16 protein-coding genes and 1 pseudogene are annotated in these 20453 nt (G+C 54.5%); 9 read left to right on the top strand and 8 right to left on the bottom strand.

What is annotated here, in order from left to right:
• Positions 1-8: 8 nt before the first annotated feature.
• Positions 9-3428, bottom strand: a complete 3420-nt coding sequence (locus tag APY94_RS13680; protein WP_058939188.1) for a hypothetical protein — start codon at positions 3426-3428, stop codon at positions 9-11.
• Positions 3429-3525: 97 nt separating this feature from the next.
• Entirely contained in the window at positions 3526-4332 is an 807-nt protein-coding gene (locus APY94_RS08310; protein ID WP_058939187.1) for a sugar phosphate isomerase/epimerase family protein, read from the bottom strand.
• A 93-nt stretch (positions 4333-4425) separates the two neighbouring features.
• Between APY94_RS08310 and sppA the strand changes: the two genes are divergently transcribed.
• The 3 genes from sppA to APY94_RS08295 are packed head-to-tail and all read left to right on the top strand — an operon-like array spanning position 4426 to position 6920.
• Positions 4426-5430 (top strand): signal peptide peptidase SppA, encoded by a 1005-nt coding sequence (gene sppA, locus APY94_RS08305; RefSeq protein WP_058939186.1) that lies wholly within the window; start codon positions 4426-4428, stop codon positions 5428-5430.
• Between the two features lie 10 nt (positions 5431-5440).
• Positions 5441-5920, top strand: a complete 480-nt coding sequence (locus APY94_RS08300; protein ID WP_058939185.1) for a PH1570 family protein — start codon at positions 5441-5443, stop codon at positions 5918-5920.
• On the top strand, positions 5910-6920 hold the full coding sequence (locus tag APY94_RS08295) for an AI-2E family transporter (protein WP_058939184.1): 1011 nt from the start codon (positions 5910-5912) through the stop codon (positions 6918-6920). Before APY94_RS08300 ends, APY94_RS08295 begins: the two co-directional genes overlap by 11 nt.
• Here the strand turns inward: APY94_RS08295 and folP are convergent.
• Both folP and APY94_RS08285 read right to left on the bottom strand, forming a co-directional pair.
• Entirely contained in the window at positions 6898-7716 is an 819-nt protein-coding gene (gene folP, locus APY94_RS08290; RefSeq protein WP_058939183.1) for a dihydropteroate synthase, read from the bottom strand. The genes APY94_RS08295 and folP overlap by 23 nt on opposite strands.
• The gene (locus APY94_RS08285; protein ID WP_058939182.1) at positions 7697-8014 is read right to left on the bottom strand and encodes a hypothetical protein; all 318 of its coding nucleotides are present in this window, start codon (positions 8012-8014) and stop codon (positions 7697-7699) included. Before APY94_RS08285 ends, folP begins: the two co-directional genes overlap by 20 nt.
• Before the next feature lie 218 nt (positions 8015-8232).
• Between APY94_RS08285 and APY94_RS08280 the strand changes: the two genes are divergently transcribed.
• The 5 genes and pseudogenes from APY94_RS08280 to APY94_RS08260 all read left to right on the top strand — a co-directional run bounded on the left by APY94_RS08280 (position 8233) and on the right by APY94_RS08260 (position 13487).
• The gene (locus APY94_RS08280) at positions 8233-9201 is read left to right on the top strand and encodes a beta-ribofuranosylaminobenzene 5'-phosphate synthase family protein (RefSeq protein WP_058939181.1); all 969 of its coding nucleotides are present in this window, start codon (positions 8233-8235) and stop codon (positions 9199-9201) included.
• Between the two features lies 1 nt (position 9202).
• Positions 9203-9994, top strand: a complete 792-nt coding sequence (locus APY94_RS08275) for an N-glycosylase/DNA lyase (RefSeq protein ID WP_058939180.1) — start codon at positions 9203-9205, stop codon at positions 9992-9994.
• Between the two features lie 121 nt (positions 9995-10115).
• Positions 10116-11429, top strand: a complete 1314-nt coding sequence (locus tag APY94_RS08270; protein ID WP_058939179.1) for an RNA-guided endonuclease InsQ/TnpB family protein — start codon at positions 10116-10118, stop codon at positions 11427-11429.
• A gap of 266 nt (positions 11430-11695) precedes the next feature.
• On the top strand, positions 11696-12565 hold the full coding sequence (locus APY94_RS08265) for an ABC transporter permease subunit (protein ID WP_058939178.1): 870 nt from the start codon (positions 11696-11698) through the stop codon (positions 12563-12565).
• A 5-nt stretch (positions 12566-12570) separates the two neighbouring features.
• Positions 12571-13487 (top strand): annotated as a pseudogene (locus tag APY94_RS08260) (ATP-binding cassette domain-containing protein).
• Between the two features lie 3 nt (positions 13488-13490).
• On the opposite strand, the gene APY94_RS08255 reads toward APY94_RS08260, so the two are convergent.
• Complete coding sequence (locus APY94_RS08255) at positions 13491-14756, bottom strand: UbiD family decarboxylase (protein WP_058939177.1); 1266 nt, start codon at positions 14754-14756, stop codon at positions 13491-13493.
• 67 nt (positions 14757-14823) lie between these two features.
• On the opposite strand from APY94_RS08255, the gene APY94_RS08250 reads away from it, so the two are divergent.
• A complete protein-coding gene (locus tag APY94_RS08250) occupies positions 14824-16224 on the top strand; it encodes a DEAD/DEAH box helicase (RefSeq protein WP_058939176.1) in 1401 nt (466 codons plus the stop codon).
• Here the strand turns inward: APY94_RS08250 and truA are convergent.
• The 3 genes from truA to pheS all read right to left on the bottom strand — a co-directional run bounded on the left by truA (position 16171) and on the right by pheS (position 20451).
• Positions 16171-16974, bottom strand: coding sequence for a tRNA pseudouridine(38-40) synthase TruA (gene truA / locus APY94_RS08245; RefSeq protein WP_058939175.1), 804 nt, complete (start codon positions 16972-16974; stop codon positions 16171-16173). The two genes, APY94_RS08250 and truA, sit on opposite strands and share 54 nt — an antisense overlap.
• A gap of 254 nt (positions 16975-17228) precedes the next feature.
• A complete protein-coding gene (gene pheT / locus APY94_RS08240; RefSeq protein WP_058939270.1) occupies positions 17229-18935 on the bottom strand; it encodes a phenylalanine--tRNA ligase subunit beta in 1707 nt (568 codons plus the stop codon).
• Between the two features lie 10 nt (positions 18936-18945).
• Complete coding sequence (gene pheS, locus APY94_RS08235; protein ID WP_058939174.1) at positions 18946-20451, bottom strand: phenylalanine--tRNA ligase subunit alpha; 1506 nt, start codon at positions 20449-20451, stop codon at positions 18946-18948.
• Positions 20452-20453 lie beyond the last annotated feature (2 nt).

Here is a 20453-nt window from a genome sequence, read left to right as displayed (position 1 = left end):
TATCAACCTCAGGTATTACTTATAATCTCGAGTACAATATTTTTGGGTATGTTTGGGATACCATTTACAAATTTGTCTAGGAAAGTCAACACACCCGTTAACTTCCCTGCAGTCTTCATTATTTTTGCAATCTTAGTCGCCTTTGTTATCTTGACAAAACTGATAAAAATAGTTGCTGTGTCGTACCCGTAATCTGCCCATGCTGTCCTTGTGTCCACATTAATTCCTATTGTAATCTCTGTCACTCCTTTTCCTACTATTTTGTTGGCTCCGTTAATTATGCCCTCTATCATGTAGCCAATGTACAGCGTTGCCATTGTTCCATCAACTCTGAGGAGCATTTGTCGGTCTGTTGTGGTGGCTTTGCTCTGTATTTGTACTGGGATGGCCTCTCCTGGATTGACATTCTCGTTCACCGAGACCGCTATATGGTCAGGGATCGTTTTTTCTAAATCCGGTGGGCTAACTGAGATATCGGCACTTAGCTCCTTGACATATACTTGCGTGTCTCCAGCATTTCTGAATTTAAGGGTGCACTCTATTGGTGAGACATAGCTTCCTTGAGTATAGTAATTGCTGGCTTCGAAGTTAAAGTTCAGATTACTGCATGAAATTTCGGTGAGTTCTAAGGAATATTCCGAGGGTAGAACTCTAACGCTAACGCTGTCAGTTTTGGTTTTAATGTAGTCTAAGAGACCATTGGTGTTCTTGATTTTTAATTTAATATTGTGGTTTCCCACGCTCACAGGCCAATCAAACTCCTCTATAACCTTAGTCTCATCAACTAGTAAGTAATTCCCGTTAGTATTCGTGTCAAATGTGTGTATTTCCTTCCCATCTAAGTACACACTTCCTTCGAGGTACAGCAAGTTTATTTTGCCCCCACCGACATCTGGGAGAGCATTACAGTATGATGCCATTATCTTTACATGCACTTTTCCCTCCCCCACCATCTTAGTTGGACTAACTTCCAGCCATGCAGTCCAATATTCCCCATTGGAACATGGGGCACTTGGATCGCTCTCATCGGAATTAACCTCAATGCTCCCGCTCCTCGAATCCTCCAGTTTTCCTCCTTCCCACACTTCCACCCGCCAGTTATGATTCCCGGCAGTTGCGGTCCACGTTAGGGTTGTGGTGCTCTCGTCGTTGCCCCCAATTGAGACGGTTCTGCTGGACTCCTTGACCCCATCAATAAACAGCTTCACATTCAGGGATCTGGACCTGGAGGAGGGGTTTCTGATACTCACGTCGAATCTCACTCTGTCCCCATCATCCGGATTCCGGGGTGATACATCAACGTCCGATATGACCAGGGTCCCCGTGGTTACTATGACCTTATCGCTTGCGCTCTTCGTGTGTCCGTTCCACGAAATGGTCGCCCGTGCCAGATATGTGCCAGAATCTGGATATGCCACGGTTTTGGTGAGTATCGTCTTCTCGCCATTTGCAGGGATCGTGACGGTACCTGAATAGTTTTTGGGGTCAAATTGGGGGAGAGATACTGTTACCCTGTACTTGACACCGTCCACCGGCAGACTATTGCCGTTTTTAACCTTCACCGTATACGTGACGCTCTCCCCCTCAACAATGTTGTGCCTTGATGCAGTAACGATGACATCGACCTTGCTCCAGTCAAGTGAGAACCCGAGATCGATGGTTTCTGAGTAGCTCCTTGTTATAGTTCTGTCCTGACATTCCCTGGAGAGGGTCTGGCCGTCTTTAAATGATGTTGGTGGGCTGCTGCATACTGGCCGATAGGTGATTTTTACGTTCCCGGTTATCCGTATACTGCTTCCGGATACCCTGGCTGAGAACTTCCCGCTCCTCCATGTTTCCTCCTCGTCCGGGCCCAGGTAACTTATGGTTCCTGTGTCAGTTCCCCCGGAGGTTTTGTCTGAAACATTGACCCGGATTTTGCTTACCGAGTTATACTTGGCTACCATCGAAATTTCGACGTGGTACTTTATCTCACTCGCATCGTTCCTGTCCACCACGACATGGATCCCGTTTATTGAGAGAACTCCGGGGGTATTTTCCATATCCAGCGCTTCTTTGATCAGCCATTCGGGCAGGTTCAGGGGTTCTTGGAAGTCATTAGATGTATTCCCCACCGGGACAGTCTCTTCGATGTCCGCACCGTTCATGGGTCTGGGCTGACCGGGTTTAATATTGTCATAACACGATACCCTTTTGATCTCGCTAGTGCTGTATATCATGTAGACCCCAAGGGACTGTTTTAACTCCGCCATTTTTTGATTTATGATTTTGTCAATCTCGGGATTGTTGTTGCCCCTTTTCTTTGCCTCCAACAGGGCCATGATGTTGCTTGACAGTTCATATGCTTCGAGGGCAGATGGCCAGTAATATACTGTGCGGTTTATTGTTATCCAGGTCTCCGGACACCAGACTTCTGGAGTTGATTTTACGTCAGCGTCACCACTCCTACCGATGTCTTTTATGAGAAAATCACTATAGACCTTGACTATTTTTGTTCTTTCGATTGTGAATACAAGACCTCCGTTGGGGGCTCTCTTCTCAACCTTTGTTACCTCAGTTTCTTTGGATGGTGGGTGGAGGTATTTTGAGATCGATCCGTTGAGAGTTATGTTCCGAGGCGGTCTTGGTATTGGATGGGGAGGCATGAATTTTGTATATTCGTACTCCTTCTCCTTTGGTTTTATCCTGTCAAGAATCAGTGCGTTTATTAGCTTATTTAGTCCGCGGACGTTGCTGTAAAAAGTTTCTATGTCCATCGAATCTCCCGAGTAATTGTAGTAGCTTGCATATGTTTCGATCCACGATCTTTTCAGAATTGGGTTGACCTGAAGGGACAAGCCTGCCGTTGAAGGGGCCTCTTCGATATTTTTCCAATAACCTGTTTTCAAGGCCCATGCTCCGTACTCGTTGTATTTGAATGCCACGTCAATGAATGCCATAGAGAAATCCTCGAGGAAAGCCGTCATATTGAAGTCTTCGTTAATTTCGTCAGCGTTCTTAACAATGTACTCTTCCAATGCTTGAATCTGCTCATCAGTCCAGCCTTGGGCTTTCAAAGCCTCTACCGTCTCTTGGGGGAGACCGTTCTGGCTAATGTTCTGAGCCATTTCCCTCAGCTCTTCCGCAGTGTAGAACGTCTTCACGCCGGAAGTCTTCAGTTCCTCCAGAGCCTGCCAGATTAATGCTGAAATGTTGGCGGCATTCTCGGCACCGAGGCGAGAGTTTTGGATTAACTCATTGACAAGAGTCGTGTTTCCAGTGGCGTTGAGACGAACCACAAGTTCGGATTCCCTGTTGAGAATCTCCCAGAATTTCTCGTACGGGTCGTTCTGGGCGTCAACGCTAGTGGCGTAGGCTGTACTCCCTGCCGCTGCTACTATCGACCCAAGCAGGAGGATTATCAAGAACACTCCTACCGCCTTTCTCATTGAAATTTCACCATGGCACTAATCAAAGTTAGAAATTAAAAGATTTTTCTATCCATCTTTCGCACACCACCAAAAATAGTACGCAAAAAATGGAAAATCACAAACTCGTCAGCAGCTCTATCAACCCCTGCTTCGTCGGGACCTTCATGAACTTCTCGGGATCCTTGACCTTGAGGAGCAGGGGGACGTCGCCAAACAGCTTGAGAACCTTTCCGAATGGTATGCTTCCCTCGCCGGGGAGCAGGTGGAGGTCGCCGACACCGTAGGCGAGGGCATCCTCGGGCTCAACCTGCGGGAAGAGCTTTCCGAAGTTGTCGTGTATCATGAGGATTACGGTCTTGTCGGTCCCCAGCTTTACGTCCTCAAGCAGCTTGTCCGCGTCACCCTGGGCGCTGAGGAAGGCGTGGGCGACGTCGAGGGCGAAGCCGACGTTTTTCCTGTCCACGTTCTCGACGACGTAGAGCGTGTCCTTGACGCTGAACGTGTTCTCGAGGGCTATCTTTATCCCGAACGGGCCCACCATGTCCGCAAGCTGCTGGAGGGCCTCTATTTCGAGGTCGAGCCTCCCAGTCCTCCCGCTCTGCATGACGATGACCTTGGCGCCCAGCTTTATCGCGACGTCGGCGACTGCCCTTGCAACGCGGAAGTGGCGGGTGTAGTAGATGTGATCGCGGAGGTTGACGGAGGTGGGCATCCTGACGATGTAGTCGATTCCGACGCCCCTCAGGGTCGTTTCAATGTTTCTGAGCTTTTTCTCAACAACGACGCCGTTCTTTATGAGGCCGAGCGTGTGGGGGAATATTGAGACGAAGTCGTAGTTCTTTATCTTGACATCCGCGAGCACCGACGCGAGGGTCTTGTCCTTCGTGACAAAATGCGGATAGACCGTAATTCCTATCTCCATGCTACCACCTACAAGAGAGTGTACCGCTGGATATAAAAGCTTACCGAGGACAGGGTTTAAAAGTTCCGGGCGGAACATCTTTCGGGTGAGTGGATGAGGGAAGACATCTGGAAGTACATATCCGCGGTTCTTATACTCCTGCTCGCCGCCTCAAGCGTGGCGGTGGTGCTGCTCTACATGCAGAACTCTGAGCTGAAATCTTACACCCCTTCGAACGTCTCCCCGATAGTTGTGGAGACCTCACTGAACGCGACGTGCAACGAAACGGCGTACAAGCTCCAGATAGAGGAACTCCAGAGGCAGCTGGACTTCATGCGGGCCCAGCTCAGGGAGCGGAACCTGCCCGAAGACAACACGACGATAGCCGTCGTCCCGATATTCGGTCTGATTGACGAGTACACCGCCCTAAGAATCGTGCCCCTTCTGAGGGAAATTGCCAGGAACGACTCAATCAACGGCGTTGTTCTCTGGATAGAGAGTCCGGGTGGATACGTGGGGCCGGTGAGGGATATCTACGCCACGGTTCGGAAGCTCAACCTTATTAAGCCCGTGGTCGCCTACACCGGAGGCATGGCGGCATCGGGTGGGTACTACATCGCCGCAGGCGCCGAGAAGATAATAGCGGACCCCCTCGCAGAGGTGGGCAGTATCGGCGTCATCTACGTCCACTACAATCTCCAGAAGAACTACGAGATGAACGGCATCAAGGTCGATGTCTTCAAGACCGGCCCCTACAAGGACACCGGCGCGGAGTGGCGCGACCTGAGCGAGGAGGAGCGTGAGAGGATAGCGGAGAGCATTGACACCTATTTCCAGGCATTCCTCCAGGCGGTGAGCAGCGGGAGAAACATGCCACTCAACGAGACCAGGAAGTATGCAACCGGTCAGACCTGGTTCGCCATGAACGTGACCGGCTCCCTTGTGGATGAAACCGGGGACATCGACCGTGCCCTGAGAATCCTTTCGGAGGAGCTCAACGTCACCAACCCGCGCGTCGTCATATACAGTGGGGACTCTCCTTCGGATTTTGGTATCTTCGGGAGCACGGCCCTCCTGCTTGATCCGCGCTACGTGAGCGCTTACCTGAAGACCGGCTGAGGTGGCTGAAATGCTCTGTGAGGAGAAGCTCGAGGTATTTGAAAATGGATTCCGGGATGAGAAGTTCAACCTCGAGGTGGAGTTCTACGGAAAGGACGCCAGAAAGCTTCTCCTTGCAGTGATAAGGGAGCTTTACCTCCCCGATTATGGGGAGGACTACGTCTATCCCTTTGAGTGCGCCAAGGAGTTCTGGGACATCCACATGGATCCTTCCGAGATAGTCACCGAGGAGTTCCGGCCGAGTCCCATCAAGTTCCTCAACCGCAGCGTTCTCAATCGCCTCGAAAAGGCCCTCGAGGAGATCGATGCGCCCCAGGAGGTTAAGGGTGCCATAGACTTCGAAAAGGCCGAGGTTCACAAGCTCAAGAAAGGTTTATTAGCCATGGGGAAGAACTTTATACTCGGCGAGGGGGCGTACCTCATAGTCTTCAACAAACCCGGTGCGAGGGAGCTCATACTGAAATACCTGGGGATGCTGGATGGAGCTTGAAGCCGCAGTCTGGATCGCGATATCACTCGTCGTCCTCTACCTCGTCTGGGAGACAGTTAGCCCTATCCTTTCTCCCCTTATACTCGCGATAACCCTGGCTTACATCCTCTATCCGTTCCATGAGCGCCTCTCCCGGAAAACCGGAAAGCGTGTTTCGGCCTTCACTATGACCGGTATCCTCACGATCCTGACGTTTCTCTTCATGATCGGCTTTGCCCTCTGGATAAACGACGTCAAGCAGTCTCTGGCGTACTATATCGATGCTTTTTTCCGGTGGCTGCTTGGCTTCCACCTTCCCCCCGCAATCTACGAGCTCATCCAGCGCCTCGCGGAGGATATTCCCAAGCGCTTTGAGGAGTACGTTCTAGGCTACACCTACTCCCTTCCCAAGCTCTCTCTTCAGGCTATCGTGATGGTCTTCGCGTTTTATGGAATCCTCGTGAACACTGAGACAATACTGGAGGAAGTTCATGCCCTCCTTCCACAGGACAACAGGGAGCTGGCCCTTAAACTCCTGAACAGCGCTGGAAGGACCCTCCACAGCCTCCTTCGCGGATGGCTCGCTCTGAGCATACTCAAGGGCGCGGCTATAGCGGCAGGCTTCTATCTTTTCGCTATAGCCGACGCCGGCGGTGCGATAGCGGCCGGCATCTTCACGATACTCTTTGAGCTTCTCCCCGTCCTCGGGGGATGGATAGTCTGGCTGGCCGGGGCGGCCTATCTGTTCGGCACCGGAGAGACTGCCGCGGCGGTCGTCTTTGCCCTCTACGGGGCGGTTTTCGTCTCCCCGATGCCGGACTACATCCTCAGGTCTCGCCTGGGCGAGAGGGAAACCGGGGTAAACGCGCTGATAAGCCTCGTTGGAATCTTCGGGGGTTACATAGCCTTCGGCTTCGTTGGCCTGATAATCGGCCCCGTTGCCCTGTCCCTCCTCGGAACCCTGGTTGAGGAATGGAAGAAGACGAAAGAAGCGGCTTCTACATCCGGAACTTCCTCATGAACGCTGCCGTCCGAACGGCATCGAGTGTTTCCCTGACGTCGTGTGTCCGGATTACGTTCGCTCCGTTGAAGACGGCCACTGCCGTGGCGGCAAGACTCCCCGGGAGCCTCTCCGAGGGGTCTTTTCTGTCAGTTATTGCCCCGATGAACGACTTTCTGGAGACCCCTATAAGGATGGGCCGCCCGAAGATTTTGAGCATGTTGAGGTTCGCCAGAACCTTTGAGTCCCACTCGTACCAGGGGGGCCACTCCGGGCGGAGAAAGCCTATGGCCGGATCCACCGCCACGTCCTCTATACCGTGTCTCTGGGCTACAACGAGGCTCTCTCTGAGAAGGTCTATCACGGTGTGAATCGGGTCGCTGAGGTTCCTCACCTTCCCATGGGCGCAGACTATCACAGGGGCACCGTGCTCACCGGCCACTTCCGCCATCCTCGGGTCGCCCTTCAGACCGGTGACGTCGTTTATCACATCCGCCCCCGCCTTCAGGGCCTCCTCCGCGACCCTGGCACTCGTTGTGTCTATGCTTATTGGCACGTCCACGTGGTCGCGAATGGCCTTAACCGCCCATACTGCCCGCCTTACCTCCTCCTCAACGGGAATCTGGGTCTCGAGGTAGGGGGCGGTCGATTTGGCACCGATGTCGATGAATGTTGCTCCATCCTCAACCATCCTCACCGCGGTCTCGATGAGCCTGTCCTCATCGTCCCTGACGCTCCCCTTGTAGAAGCTCTCAGGCGAAACGTTGATGACGCCCATTATCCTGGGCTCACTCAGATCAATCCCCGCGAACTTCATGGTTCACACCCAGCTCGAGCTTGATGGCCATGAATAAAAAGGTTAGCGTGGCTATTAGGACGGGCAGAAACGGGTCGACATTCGGGTCGTTGGAATACACAGCGACCGCGAGGAGGCCGTTGACCGCGCTGAAGCCGGCCAGGACCGCCTCGTCGGTTACCTTCGCCTTGAGCCTGCCGAGGACGTGGAAGAGATACAGCTCGGCCACGAGGGGCGCTATGGTTATTATCCCTATCAGTCCTGTGAATATCGTGAGGATGTACAGGGCAATCCCAAGTGCGTCATCACCTTCCCCCATATTATCACCATTGAGTGTAATATTGGAAATGCTTAAAAGTTTTGCCAACAGGTGAACTGTCCCGTCCTTTCGGGCGGGGCTTTCTGCTTCATCGGGAAGACTTGCCTCGTGATGACCGCCCGATAGGGCACGAGCGGGCTTCATTCTCTCCTCTCAGAAGGGAACTTCCCGCCCGAAGGGTTAAAAATCGATACCCCCAACTTTCCCCGGTGACGTTCATGCTAATCCGTACTCCAAGGAGGCTTCATCTGGGTCTCATCGATCCATCGGCTACCTTTGGAAGGCGCTTTGGGAGCCTCGGCGTTGCCCTTGGGGGTGGCTACGAGGTCAGAATCGTCGAGGGCGAGGCCATGGAAGTGATTGCAGATGGAGAAGACAGGAAAACCATCGAGTTCGCCATAAAGAGGATGAACTCCGCCTACGAAACGGGGGTTAACTACGTCGTTGAGGTTAGACAGGCCATCCCCCGGCACGTTGGCCTCGGTTCCACCACTCAACTCAGTCTGGCCGTTGCGACAGGGATAGCCCGGCTTAACAACCTGAACGTCTCGGTTGAGGAGCTGGCGAGGGTTCTCGGAAGGGGGAGGAACGGCGGCGCCGGCATCTACTCCTTCGCCTACGGCGGGTTCATCATAGACGGCGGCGTTAGGAACGGCATCCCCCCTCTGATATTCCGCGAGGACTTTCCACCCGAGTGGGGCTTCCTCCTAGTGATTCCGGAACTCAAGCCCGGCCTCGACGAGGAGGAAGAAAAGCCCGTGATGGCGGGAGTCGTTGGAAGGGCAGACGTCGCCATGGAGATAAGCCACAGAATACTGCTCGGCCTCCTACCCGCTCTGAAGGAGGGTGACGTGAAGACCTTCGGTGAACACCTCTCCGCGATACAGAGGCTCGTTGGAAAGCACTTCGAGCCGTATCAGGGAGGGGAGTTCAGGGAGGACGTTAAGCTGATACTCGACTTTCTCGCCGAAAAAACCTACGGCCATGGCCAAAGCTCATGGGGCCCGACTGTTTATGGGCTGATAATGAGGGACGAGTTCCCAAGGCTCAGCGCCGAGGCCCACGACTACCTGAGGGAGCACGGGATAAGGGCGAAGGTCGAGCTCGGCGTCCCGAACAACACCGGGGCGGAGGTAATCGAGGAGAGCGCGTTCCTTGAGAGGCTGATAAAATCCGTGGGTGGTTAGCTTGACGCTCGACAAGTTCATCAAGGTAAAGTACCGTGCGGATGAGGAAAAGGTGGGAGTTCTCCGGGAGATTCTAAGCGAGCTCGGCATCGACTGCGCCAGAACCATCGAGGAGAGGGTGGACCTTCAGTTCGACGCCCTCAAAAACCTCCACGAAAATCTGAAAAATAATGAACTCTTCATCAAGCTGGTCATGGCGAACTCCCTCGTGAGCTACCAGCTGACGGCGAAGGGCGAGCGGTGGTGGTGGGAGTTCTCTAAGCACTTTTCGGAAAATCCGCCGGGAAGGAGCATATCGGAAGCATACTCCCGATTTCTGCCGAACTCCAGGACCAACCGGCGACTTGTTACGGGGAAGGTCAAAAGACTGGAGAGGATCGAGCCGTTTTTCGATTCCCTGTCGCTGGGTGACCTGAGGGACTACTACTTCAATGGCATGGAACGCCTGCGCGACGAGCTTGCGAAGGCCCTTGGCTCAAAGAAAAGCGCCAAGACGATAGTCTTCGCGGTTAAGATGTTCGGCTACGCTGGTAGGATAGCCTTTGGCGAGTTCGTGCCGTATCCAATGGCCATCGAGATACCCGACGACGTGAGGATAAACGCCTACACGAAGAGATTCACGAACGAGCCGCCGGTGAGCTTCTGGGGTAGAATTGCGGAGGAAACGGGAATTCCGCCGCTCCACATAGATTCGATACTCTGGCCCGTTCTGGGAGGAAATGACGAAGTTCTCAGGCGGCTGAGGGAGCACTGCACGAAGTGGGAGGACGTCTTGCGGCTGACTGCCCTTTGAATTTTTGACATTTTTCTTCTCCAAGCCTCGCCTTTTAGGGCGGGGACAAACGCCACCCAACGAGCTATCTGGCAGGAAAGCGTTGCTATTTTAAACTTCAAAACCCATACCATACTTTGAGATGAAGCGCTCGGTAACGGTCAAACTCCAGCCCTCAAAAGAGCAGGAAAAAACCCTCTTCCAGTTAGCTCACGCTTCGGCAGTAATCTGGAACAAGCTGAACTACCAGCGTTTAAAACAATTCAAAGAATTCGGCAGGATTGATTTTAGCGGGACGGAAAAGGAAGCTTACCACGAGTTCAAAAACTGGATTGGCGGCTCGACAGTCCAGCAATTGGCCAGAAAGAACGCGGAAAGCTGGAGGAGTTTCTTTACGCTCAACAAGAAGAGAAAGAATGGGGGACTGCCGGAATGGTTCGGGCCGAAACCGCCCGGCTTTGTTAGGGAAGAAAACGGCAGGAAAATCTTCATTATCCCTCTCCGAAATGACCAATATAAGATTGACGGGAACGTTATTGAACTGCGAAGACTTGGAAAGTTCGGAAGGCTGAGGATTCAATTCAAGGGGAGAATACACCTCAAAGGCAAGCAAGGAAGGTTAGAGATAATCTATGATGATGTTAAACGCAAGTGGTATGCCCACGTTAGCTTTACCGTCGAGGAGAAGATAATTGGGGACGAGTGGGTAGAAATCCCAAGAAAACCCTTGGGCGACCTTTCAGCGGGAATTGACTTGGGAGTGAACAATTTAATGGCGGTCTACGTTGAGAACGGTGAAAGCTTCCTCGTGAACGGCAGGCCCTTAAAGTCAATAGCCTTCTACTGGCGGAGGAGGATAGCCGAGTATCAGTCCAAACTCAACAGGAGTGGTGCAAAGAAGAGTAGAAAACTCAAAAGAATGCACGAGAAGGCTAAACTTCAGGCAAAGCATTACATTAACACTGTTGTGAGACAGACCGTCGAGAGGCTTTATCACCTCGGGGTTTCGAGAATCCTCGTTGGTTACCCCAAAGGAATTGCCAGAAACTCTGAGAAAGGCGGGAGACAGAATTTTCTCCTCTCCCACGTGTGGAGGTTTAATACTGTCATTAAACGCTTGAAGGAAGTGGCTGAGGAGTATGGTATTCTGGTTGTGGTTGTTGATGAGGCTTTCACTTCCCAGCTTTGCCCTCTCTGCGGCCAGCGTCATGAGAACGCTCGTTTTGTTAGGGGTTTATTTAAGTGCCGTAGAGAGGACGTTGTCATGAATGCGGATTTAGTTGGTGCTTTCAACATTTTGAGGAAGGTGGTGGAAACCATAACCCCGAGCCTCTCGGCTTTGTCGGGCGGTGGGGGTAATTGGGGGAAGACCCTCCCGGAGGGGTTCTCCGAACCCTCTTCAAAGAGGGTGGTGAGGATTACCCCTCAAACCTCCCCGCCCTTAGCGAGGGGTTAAGCCGAACCCTCGCCCTTCAGGACGGGGAGGAGGTCAGTTGGGTCGACCCAAAGGTTTAAATATTCCGCCGTCAATAACACATCGAAGTTCGAGGCATCGGAGTGAAAGGTATGTCCGAGGTTCTTATAACTGTCGGTGGAGCTTCGGCCAGCAACCGCAGGGGGCGCCGTCACTTCAACCCCATAGACAAAATTTTTATACTCCTCCGATTAGTTGTAGTCGGGTGGACGGCTTCACTCCGGTACCGAAATAAGGAGGTAGGTGTTATGTTTTGGGGATTTCAGCTTGAGTTCAAGCAGAGCCTTCGAACTAAGAAGTTGTGGGTTATCCTGGGTGTCATGATGCTTCTGTACATACCGGGGTTCTACTTCCAGAAGGCCTCTGGGGAGGGAATAGAAACCGTTCAGCAGGCCGTTTCGGTTCTCATAGGCAACATCAATGGACTGGGCGGCTTTTTCATCGCCATACTCGCCCTTCTGATGGGGGCCACCGCGATAAACAGCGAGGTAGAGAAGGGAACGCTGCGCGTTGCCATGAGCAAGCCGATAACGCGGCTGGGCTACATCGGCGGCAAGTTCATTGCCCACACGGTGGTTGTGCTGATGGCGCTCCTTCTGACGACCCTCGTTGGAATAGCCGGCTTGGCGTGGCTGGGTGCTCCAATGGGAAGCCAGCTCGTCACCGATTCTCTCCTGCTTAACGGTCTGCTGCTCCTGGCAATGATACAGCTGATAGCGCTGGGCTACATAATCTCCACCATCGTGAAGTCTTCCAGCACCGCCCTCGGCGTGGCCCTGGTGATCATGTTCGTGGTCTTCATGATAATGCCCGCCATAGTTCAGTTCATGGCCGCCAAGGATACCATAATAAGCGACCACCCCGACTGGGAGGCGTATCAGGAGAAAAGCAAGGAGTACAAGACCAGATACCTCTTCTACGTTCCAACGACTCAGATAGACGTCATAGTCAGCGATGCCACAAAGGTTACGGGGGACATAGAGAACCCGCAGATAGAATACGTGGGAATAGGGGGGGCCATACAGAAGAACCTGGTTAACCTGGGCATACTCTTTGGACTCACCCTCGTCTACCTCGCCCTGGCCTTCTACCGCTTCCTCCGCATGGATCTGAGGTGATGCCGATGATACGAATCGAGAATCTTGTTAAGGTTTACAAAGACGTTCGCGCCCTCGACGGCCTGAACCTTGAGGTTAGGCCCGGCCAGATATACGGCTTTCTCGGCCCTAACGGCGCCGGAAAGAGCACCACCATCCTCAGCACCCTGGGCCTGATATTCCCGCAGGAGGGGAGGATTCAGCTCTTCGACCTTGAGGTTTTCGCCGATGGAAAATTCAACGAGAACCAGCTCGTCGAGGCCAAAAAACGCATAGGCTACATGCCGGAGCACGCCACCCTGTGGGACTTCATGACCCCCATCCAGACCCTTGAGATAATCGCCGACGCTTCGGAATCCCGAAGGCCGAGCGGGAGAAGCGGGTCAGGGAGCTCCTTGAACTGGTCAACCTGTGGGAGGAACGGGACAGAAAGGTCGGTAAGTTCTCGAAGGGAATGAGGCAGCGCCTCCTGCTTGCCCAGGCGCTCATCAACGACCCGGAGCTTCTCATCCTCGATGAACCCATGACCGGTCTCGACCCGACGGGAATAGCGGAGTTCAAGGACATCATCAGGGAGCAGAAGAAGGCCGGGAGGACGGTTTTCTTCTCAAGCCACATTCTGGCGCACGTTGAGGAGATATGCGATACCGTTGGGGTAATAGTCAAGGGCAGGCTCCGCGTTGAGGACAACCTTGACAACATCAAGAGGGAGTTCCTGAGGAAGGCGGGCTACACCATCGTGCTGGAGACCAACGTTCCGGTGAACTTCACGGGGGCTGCGTGGAAGGTCACGCCGCTGGGCGAGAAGAAGTACCGCATAGTTGCACCGGACGACATCAGGGAGGATGTTCACGATTTCGTTGCTTCACGCGGCGCCAAGATACTCACGATGCAGATCAAAGAGCCGAGCCTTGAGGAGATATTCCTTGAAATGGTGGAATGAGGGCTAGAGCCTAGCCCTCTCGAATTCCTCTTTTCTCTCCAGCGGCTTCGTTGCGTCGATTCCCCACTTTGCGGTTAAGCTCTTCTCCGCCGAGGGGTCCAGGGAACTGCCGCGGGCGTGGGGGATTACCACAAGGTCCCTGTCCGCCTGGAAGCGCGTCGCTATCGCCCACTCGACGTCCCTGTCGTCGTATATGTCCACGTCCTCATCGACAACTACCACGTGCTTCAGACTGGGGTGCCCGGCGAATGCCGCCAGGATAGCGTTCTTGCCGTCACCGTCGTGCTGTTTGGTTATGCTCACCACCGCGTGGAGCCACATCGCACCGCCCTCGGTGAGCCTTACGCCGTGAACCTTTGGGACGACCCTCTTAACGCTCGCGTAAATCTGCGGCTCCTTCGGCAGACCCATCAGCATGTAGTGCTCGTAGCCGCCGGGGAGAAGGGCATGGAAAACCGGTTCATCGACGTGGTGCATGCGCTCGAAGACCACCACCGGCTGCTTCCTCACGTAGTCGTAGGTTCCGGTTATATCCACAAAGGGCCCTTCGTCCGTCAGTTCGGGAAGTATCTTCGCCTCGAAGACGAAGTCAGTCTCGACGGGAACGGGGATTCCTCCGAGGTTGAAGACCTCGAGGGGCTTTCCGAAGGCCCTCTGGCTCATCGCCGAGGCTATCTCAAGCTCGCTTACGCCGTACGCAACGCTCGTGGCTCCGGCGAGGAGGACGTGAATCGGGTTTCCGACGACTATCCTGACGTCCAGCTCTTCCCCGGCTTCGGCCTTCTCCTTCCACATGGCGTAGAGGTGCCTCGGGACGAGCCTTATGGCGGCCCTTTTCTCGTCGATGACCATCATCCTGTGGAAGGACATGTTGACGAAGCCGTTTTCGTCCCTGGCTATGACCATGGCGGAGGTGAAGTACTGGCCGCCGTCTTGGGGGTAGTACTTTGGAATCGGAAGCTCGGTTAGGGAGAAGTCCTCAGTTGAGTTCGCCATGAAGGGTGCATCATCAACCATCCTGTAGGGTTCGGGATTTTCCAGGGCCTTCGTCATTGTGTGAAGTATCTCCTCCCTCTCGATACCAAGGTACGATGCAATCCTTTCCCTGGTGCTCCAGATGTTGCCCGCGACTTCCCATCCGTCCACGTCTTTGAAGAGGACGGGTCTGTCGCGGTACTTCAGGAGATAACGCGTTACCCCGAGCTCTTTGCTTACCGGCTCCTTGACAACGACGGCATCATCAAACCGTTCGATGATTTCCCTCAGCATTCTATCACCTTAGTTTGGTGTTCCAAAAGGCCTATAAAGCCTTTTTCCAAACTTTCGACGATTGGCCATGCCTACGGTAACCCTCCGCATTCCCGATGGCTCCGCACTGGTTCGGATTGAGAAGGCGGATCCACAGGTGTATTTTAAAATCTACGAGCTGCTGAGCTACAAGAGGGACTTTGGCAAATGGGAAAAGCCGGAGAGCCTCTACGACCCCTACGAGAAGACTTTTCCCGTTGGGGTTCTTCCGAGGGTCAAGAAGTTCCTCAACTGCAAGGGATACCGCGTCCGCGTGAAGGACGAGCGGCAGGTTAGGGGTGCCAAGCTGAACTCCACGTGGAACGAGAACTACAGCATGCGCAGGTATCAAGGGAGGGCGGTTAAAAAGGCCCTCCGGGAGAAAATGGGGGTTCTGGCTCTTCCTGTTGGAAGCGGTAAGACCGTCGTTGGGCTGAGGATAATACACGAGCTTGACCTCTCGGCCCTTATAGTGGTCCACACCAAGGAGCTTCTCTATCAGTGGGCGGACAAGGTTCGTGAGGTCCTGGGGGTCGAACCTGGCATCGTCGGGGACAACAGGTGGGACGAGAAAGACGTCACCATAGCCATGATACAGACCCTCCTGTCCAGGGGTGCTGACAAGCTCCAGAACGAATACGCGATCCTCATGTTCGACGAGTGCCACAGAACCTCCGCCGCCGAGAAGTTCTACCAGCTCGGCCTTTCGCTGCCCCAGATATACCGCTTTGGCCTCTCCGCAACGCCCTGGAGGCGCATACGCGGTGAGGAGATTAAGATAGAGGCCGTCGTTGGGCCCACCATCTTCGAGGTTCGTGCGGAAGACCTCATAAAGGAAAAGTTCCTTGCGAAGCCGCGCTTTGAAATAATCACCTACGAGTCGAGCATGCCCTCCTTCAGCGAGCGCTACAAGGAGCTGTACGAGGATATGATAATGAACAACGACGAGAGGAACCGGGCCGTGGCCGGGAAGGCCGCCGAGCTCGCCCGAAAGGGGCACCGCGTCCTCATCGATGTCAGAAGGATAGAGCACGGCAGGATACTCAGGAAGATGCTTGGCGAGATGGGCGTGAAGGCGGAGTTCCTGAGCTCAAAGAGCTCCAACCGCTGGGAGATACTTGAGGCGTTCAAGAACGGCGAGATTCCGGTTCTTATCTCGACACTCCTCAAGGAGGGCGTGGACATACCGGAGATTTCGGCGATAATACTCGCGGGAGGCGGCAAGAGCGACATCATGACGATTCAGACAATAGGACGCGCCCTGAGGCCGAAGAAGGGAATGAAGGCCGTTATAGTTGACGTTCAGGACGACGACCCCCTGCTTTTCACCCACTTCATCGAGCGGCAGAAGGCGCTCAAGCAGTACTACGGTAAATACTACGACAGGGAGATGGACTCAAAGCTCGAGGAGAACGTCACCAAAAAGGGCCGCCCTCGTAAGCGCTCTTGAGTAGCGCTCGAACAGGTCGCGTTTTGCTTTTTTGATCCCCCTTTCATCCACCTGGAACTCCACGTCCGGGTACTCCATGTGCCAGAGGATGAGTCCCTCGGGGGGCGCGGGGGGGACCTTTTTGCCGTACTCACCCTCGAGCATCCCCTCAACCTCGCGGCTTTCCATCAGTCCGAGGCCGCAGAGGCGGATGGCGTTGACTATCCGCCTTGCCATCTCCCACAGGAAGCTTTTGCCCTCGATTTCGATGATGTAGTAGCCCTGACGCCTGATGACATCAACCCTGAGGAGCTCTCTGATCGGATCCCTGCCGGGTTCAAGCCGGGAGAATGCCGAAAAATCATGTTCGCCAACGAAGAGCGCCGCGCACTCCTTCATGTCACGCTCATTGAAGCCCTCGTCAACCAGGTAGTAGCGGTAGGTCTTTGACCTCGCCTGGAACCGGGGGTGGAAGTCGTCCGGAACCTCGGCAACCCCGAGAACCCAGACATCCCTGAGGTGGTGGTTGAGAACCTCCGCGCGAACGAGGTCCGGCCTCGAGGCGACGTCAAAGGTCACGACGTTGAATATGGCGGAAACCCCTCTGTCCGTCCTTGAGGCCCCCTTAAAGTTTGAGCTCTCGGCGTCCCTTATTATTCCGAGCTTTGATAGAGCCCGTATCAGCTCTCCTTCGACGGTTCTAACGTCGGGCTGCCTCTGAAAGCCATAGAATGCGGTGCCATCGTACGCTATTCTAAGTGCGAACCTCATGGTTGTTGGATGGGCTGGCGGGTATAAATGTCTTTTCCACGGTGCCGGTTGATACTGCGACGGATTATTTTGCAAATGTAAACCCCGATTTTGGATGCTGTTCAAGCGGGAGCGAGAAAAATTGATAAACCACATCCCCCAAGTGTATCTGGAGGTGGGAGGATGGATGCGATAATAGGGATTGAGGTGCTTGAGAACGTGACGAACTTCGAGATAATGTGCGCCCTTCTGGAGAAGAGGATAAAAATGGAGGATTAGAGGTACGGCGCCCGATAGAGCGGCCTCAGGAACATTTCAAACGCCGCCACGGGCATTTCTATTCCCCAGTTTTCCAGGACTGCAGGGTGGATTTCCCCGATGATGCCGATCGGTTTTCCTTCGACGACTATTTTTCCTGCCCTTCCCGGGATGAAGCTCGGGTGATCAATGCTCTCGAGTTCGTATGTGAAGCCGAGGTGGTGCATCACGCTCTCAAGTATCTCCTTGGCCTCGGTGAAGGTAACGCGCGGGTGGGCGAGGGCAACGGCGACCTTGCTCTCACTGACCGTTTTGGTCTCCCTGCTCTCGTCTATGAGGGTGGCCTTCCCGACCTCGAAGATTCTCTGCGGGTACTCCTCGTGGGTGTTCTGGCTCAGGAAATCGAGGAGGCTCGGGATGAGCCAGACCCTCAGGGCGGACCACTTGGGGCTTATGGGGTTCTCTATCTCAACGAGCTCTGCGGGCGGGTGGCTGAAGAGGTCCCCACCGGGTTCGAGCAGCATCTTCCCGTACTGGGATTCCCTGTTCGTCAGATTGAAGGTCATGACCTCCTGGAGGCCGTAGCCGACCATGAGCTCCCTGATGGCGTCCTCGAACTCGATGAACTTGTCGCCCCTTCCCTGAACGGCCAACTCCGGCTCCTCCGGTTCTATTTCGTTGTACCCGTAGGCTATGAGCACGTCCTCCAGGACGTCGCGGGCGTGCATTATGTCGTCGCGGAAGGCCGGATAGCGGAGTCTTGCTCTGCCATCGACGAGTTCGACGCTGTACATCATCCTCTCAAGGAGGTCTTTGATCTCCCCGTCACTCAGCTCGAGACCGGTGAGCCTCTTGATGTAGTCGAGCCCGACCTCGAACTCCTTCGGGGTGAGGTCGGGGGTCCTAATTTCGAAGTCCGGATAGACGACCTTAACGCTCCGTATCTTCCCGCCGCGTTCGGCTAAAGCCGTTACGACGACGTTGAGGGCGAGCATGACTTTGTTCAGGTCCCAGCCGGTCACGTCGATGAAGACGTTTCTCGTCTCTGGGGTCACCCTGCCGGTTATCTCGGAGTTTATAATCGGAGGCATCGAGAGGACTTTGCCCTCGCTGTCAACGAGGAGTGGGTAATAGGGTTTGTCCCTGATCAGGTGGCCGTGTTCCCTGCCCTTTTCGTGCTTCTCAAGTATCTCCTCGAGCGTCATCTCCTCCTCGAAGCCGAGGGGCACGAACCGCTCCGTCTTCTCAGCGGCGCGGTAGTAGATTGGCGGCTTTATCTTGTCGAAGTCGAAGACGCCTATCGCGACTTCCCGCCTCCTCCTTCCGAACGTTAGGGCGACCTTTTCCTGGAGGTTTATCATCTGCCTGAGTGCCTCCTCGTCGAGGCTGAGGCCCTCAACGATGGCGTAGAGGCCGTAGGGGCGGATATCCTTCAGCTTCTCATCAACGTAAACCGTTACGCCGCTGTCTTCGACCCCGTACTCGGGAAGCCCCTTCTGGAAGCCGAGCGCCCAGCGGATCTGCCTCGCTATTCCTTCGGCGCTCCAGAGGTCGGGCCTGTTGGTGTCCTTTGAGTCCGCCTTGAAGTATATCCTACCGTCCTCCTCCCAGACGTCGTCCAGCTCGCATTTCGCGTAGAGGAAGAGGTCTTCCCACTCCTCAACGCTGAATTCCTTTCCGACCAGCCTCTCAAGGTCAGCCTTGGAAACATCGAACTTCGGCATGAGCATCACCTCACCAGACCAGCCTCGCCTCCCTCAGCCAGCGCAGGTCGTAGCTGAAGAGGTAGCGGATGTCGTCTATTCCGAGTTTGAACATAGCAAGTCTGTCGATTCCTATTCCCCAGGCTATGACTGGGACATCAACTCCGAGAGCCTTCGTCATCTCCTCGCGGAAGATTCCGGCACCGCCGAACTCAACCCAGCCGAGCTCGGGGTGGTAGGCGCTCATCTGGACGCTCGGCTCGGTGAACGGGTAGTAGTCCGGCAGGAACTTGACCTTCTTTGCCCCGGCTATCTCCACCGCGAAGCGCTTGAGTATCCCGAGGAGGTTCCTGAAGTTCAAATCCTCGCCGACGACGAAGCCATCGACCTGGTTGAACTCTATGAGGTGGGTCCTGTCGAGGACGTCCGGACGGAAGACGCGCTGAATCGTGAAGTATTTTCCGGGTATCTCAACGCCCCTGGCGAGCTGTCTGCCGCTCAGGGCGGTACCGTGTGCCCTCGGCATGAGGAGCATGGCCCTCTCCGGAGACCAGACGTAGCCCCAGCCGCGGGAACCAGTATCGCCGCCGTGCTCGTGGGCGGCCTTGACGCTGGCGACGAGTTCCTCCATGGGCAGGTGGCCGCTCTTCGGGTATTTGAGCTGGTAGGTATCGGTCCAGTCCCTGGCGGGGTGGTTCTGGGGCTGGAAGAGCGCGTCAAAGTTCCAGAACTGGGTCTCGATGAGACTGTCGGAGACCATCTCGATGAATCCCATCTCGATAAGTCTCTTCCGTATCTTGTCGAGGAAGGCCCTGTACGGCTGCTTCTTGCCCGGGTAAATCCTCCGAACCGGAGCCGAGATGTTGAAGCGCTTGAACTCGACCTCGCGCCATTTTCCGGACTTTATCAGCTCGGGGGTCAGGTTGGAGACCTCTTCCTTCAGCTCGATGCCTCCCTTCACGAGCTCCGCTCCCTCGGGGGCTATCTCAACGAACCTCTCGGTAACGGAATCTTCCTCCGCAATCTTCCTTCTCTTGAGCTCTTTAACGGGAATGAGTCCCTCAATCTCGTCCAGAGGTACGGTCTTCTTCTCCGTGAGGAGCTTGAGGGCGGCATCGATGGGCCTCTCTTCCGCGTTGAGTCCCTTCTCGGTGATTTCAAGGACTAACTTCCCGTCCTCCTTCCTAACGCTCGCCCAGCCCTCCTTCCTCAGGAGGCCGACTATTGGTTTCAGCTCATCCTCGCTGAGAACGTTTCCCAGGTCATCCAGGGTCGCCTTTTTCTTTTCCTTCAGAACCGCCAGCGCCCTCCACTCGGGGAGACCTATCTCTGCGTACTTTCTTCCAGTCTCGGTGAGCTTGACAACCCTCTCACTTTTCTCGTAGAGCTTCGCCAGCCCCTTGCTCTGAAGGCCGAGAACCGCTCGCATAACCGCAACCTGATCCAGACCGGTCCTTTTGACGAGCTCTTCGAATTTAGTCCTGCCAACTTCGCTGAGCTTTATGAGCGTGAGTTTCTCCTGGTAGCTTAGCTCCATAG

The sequence above is a fragment of the Thermococcus celericrescens genome (genome assembly GCF_001484195.1).
In the GTDB taxonomy this organism is placed as follows: domain Archaea; phylum Methanobacteriota_B; class Thermococci; order Thermococcales; family Thermococcaceae; genus Thermococcus; species Thermococcus celericrescens.
The sequence above is the reverse complement of the archived record's forward strand: the minus strand, read 5'-3'. Positions and strand labels throughout refer to the sequence as shown.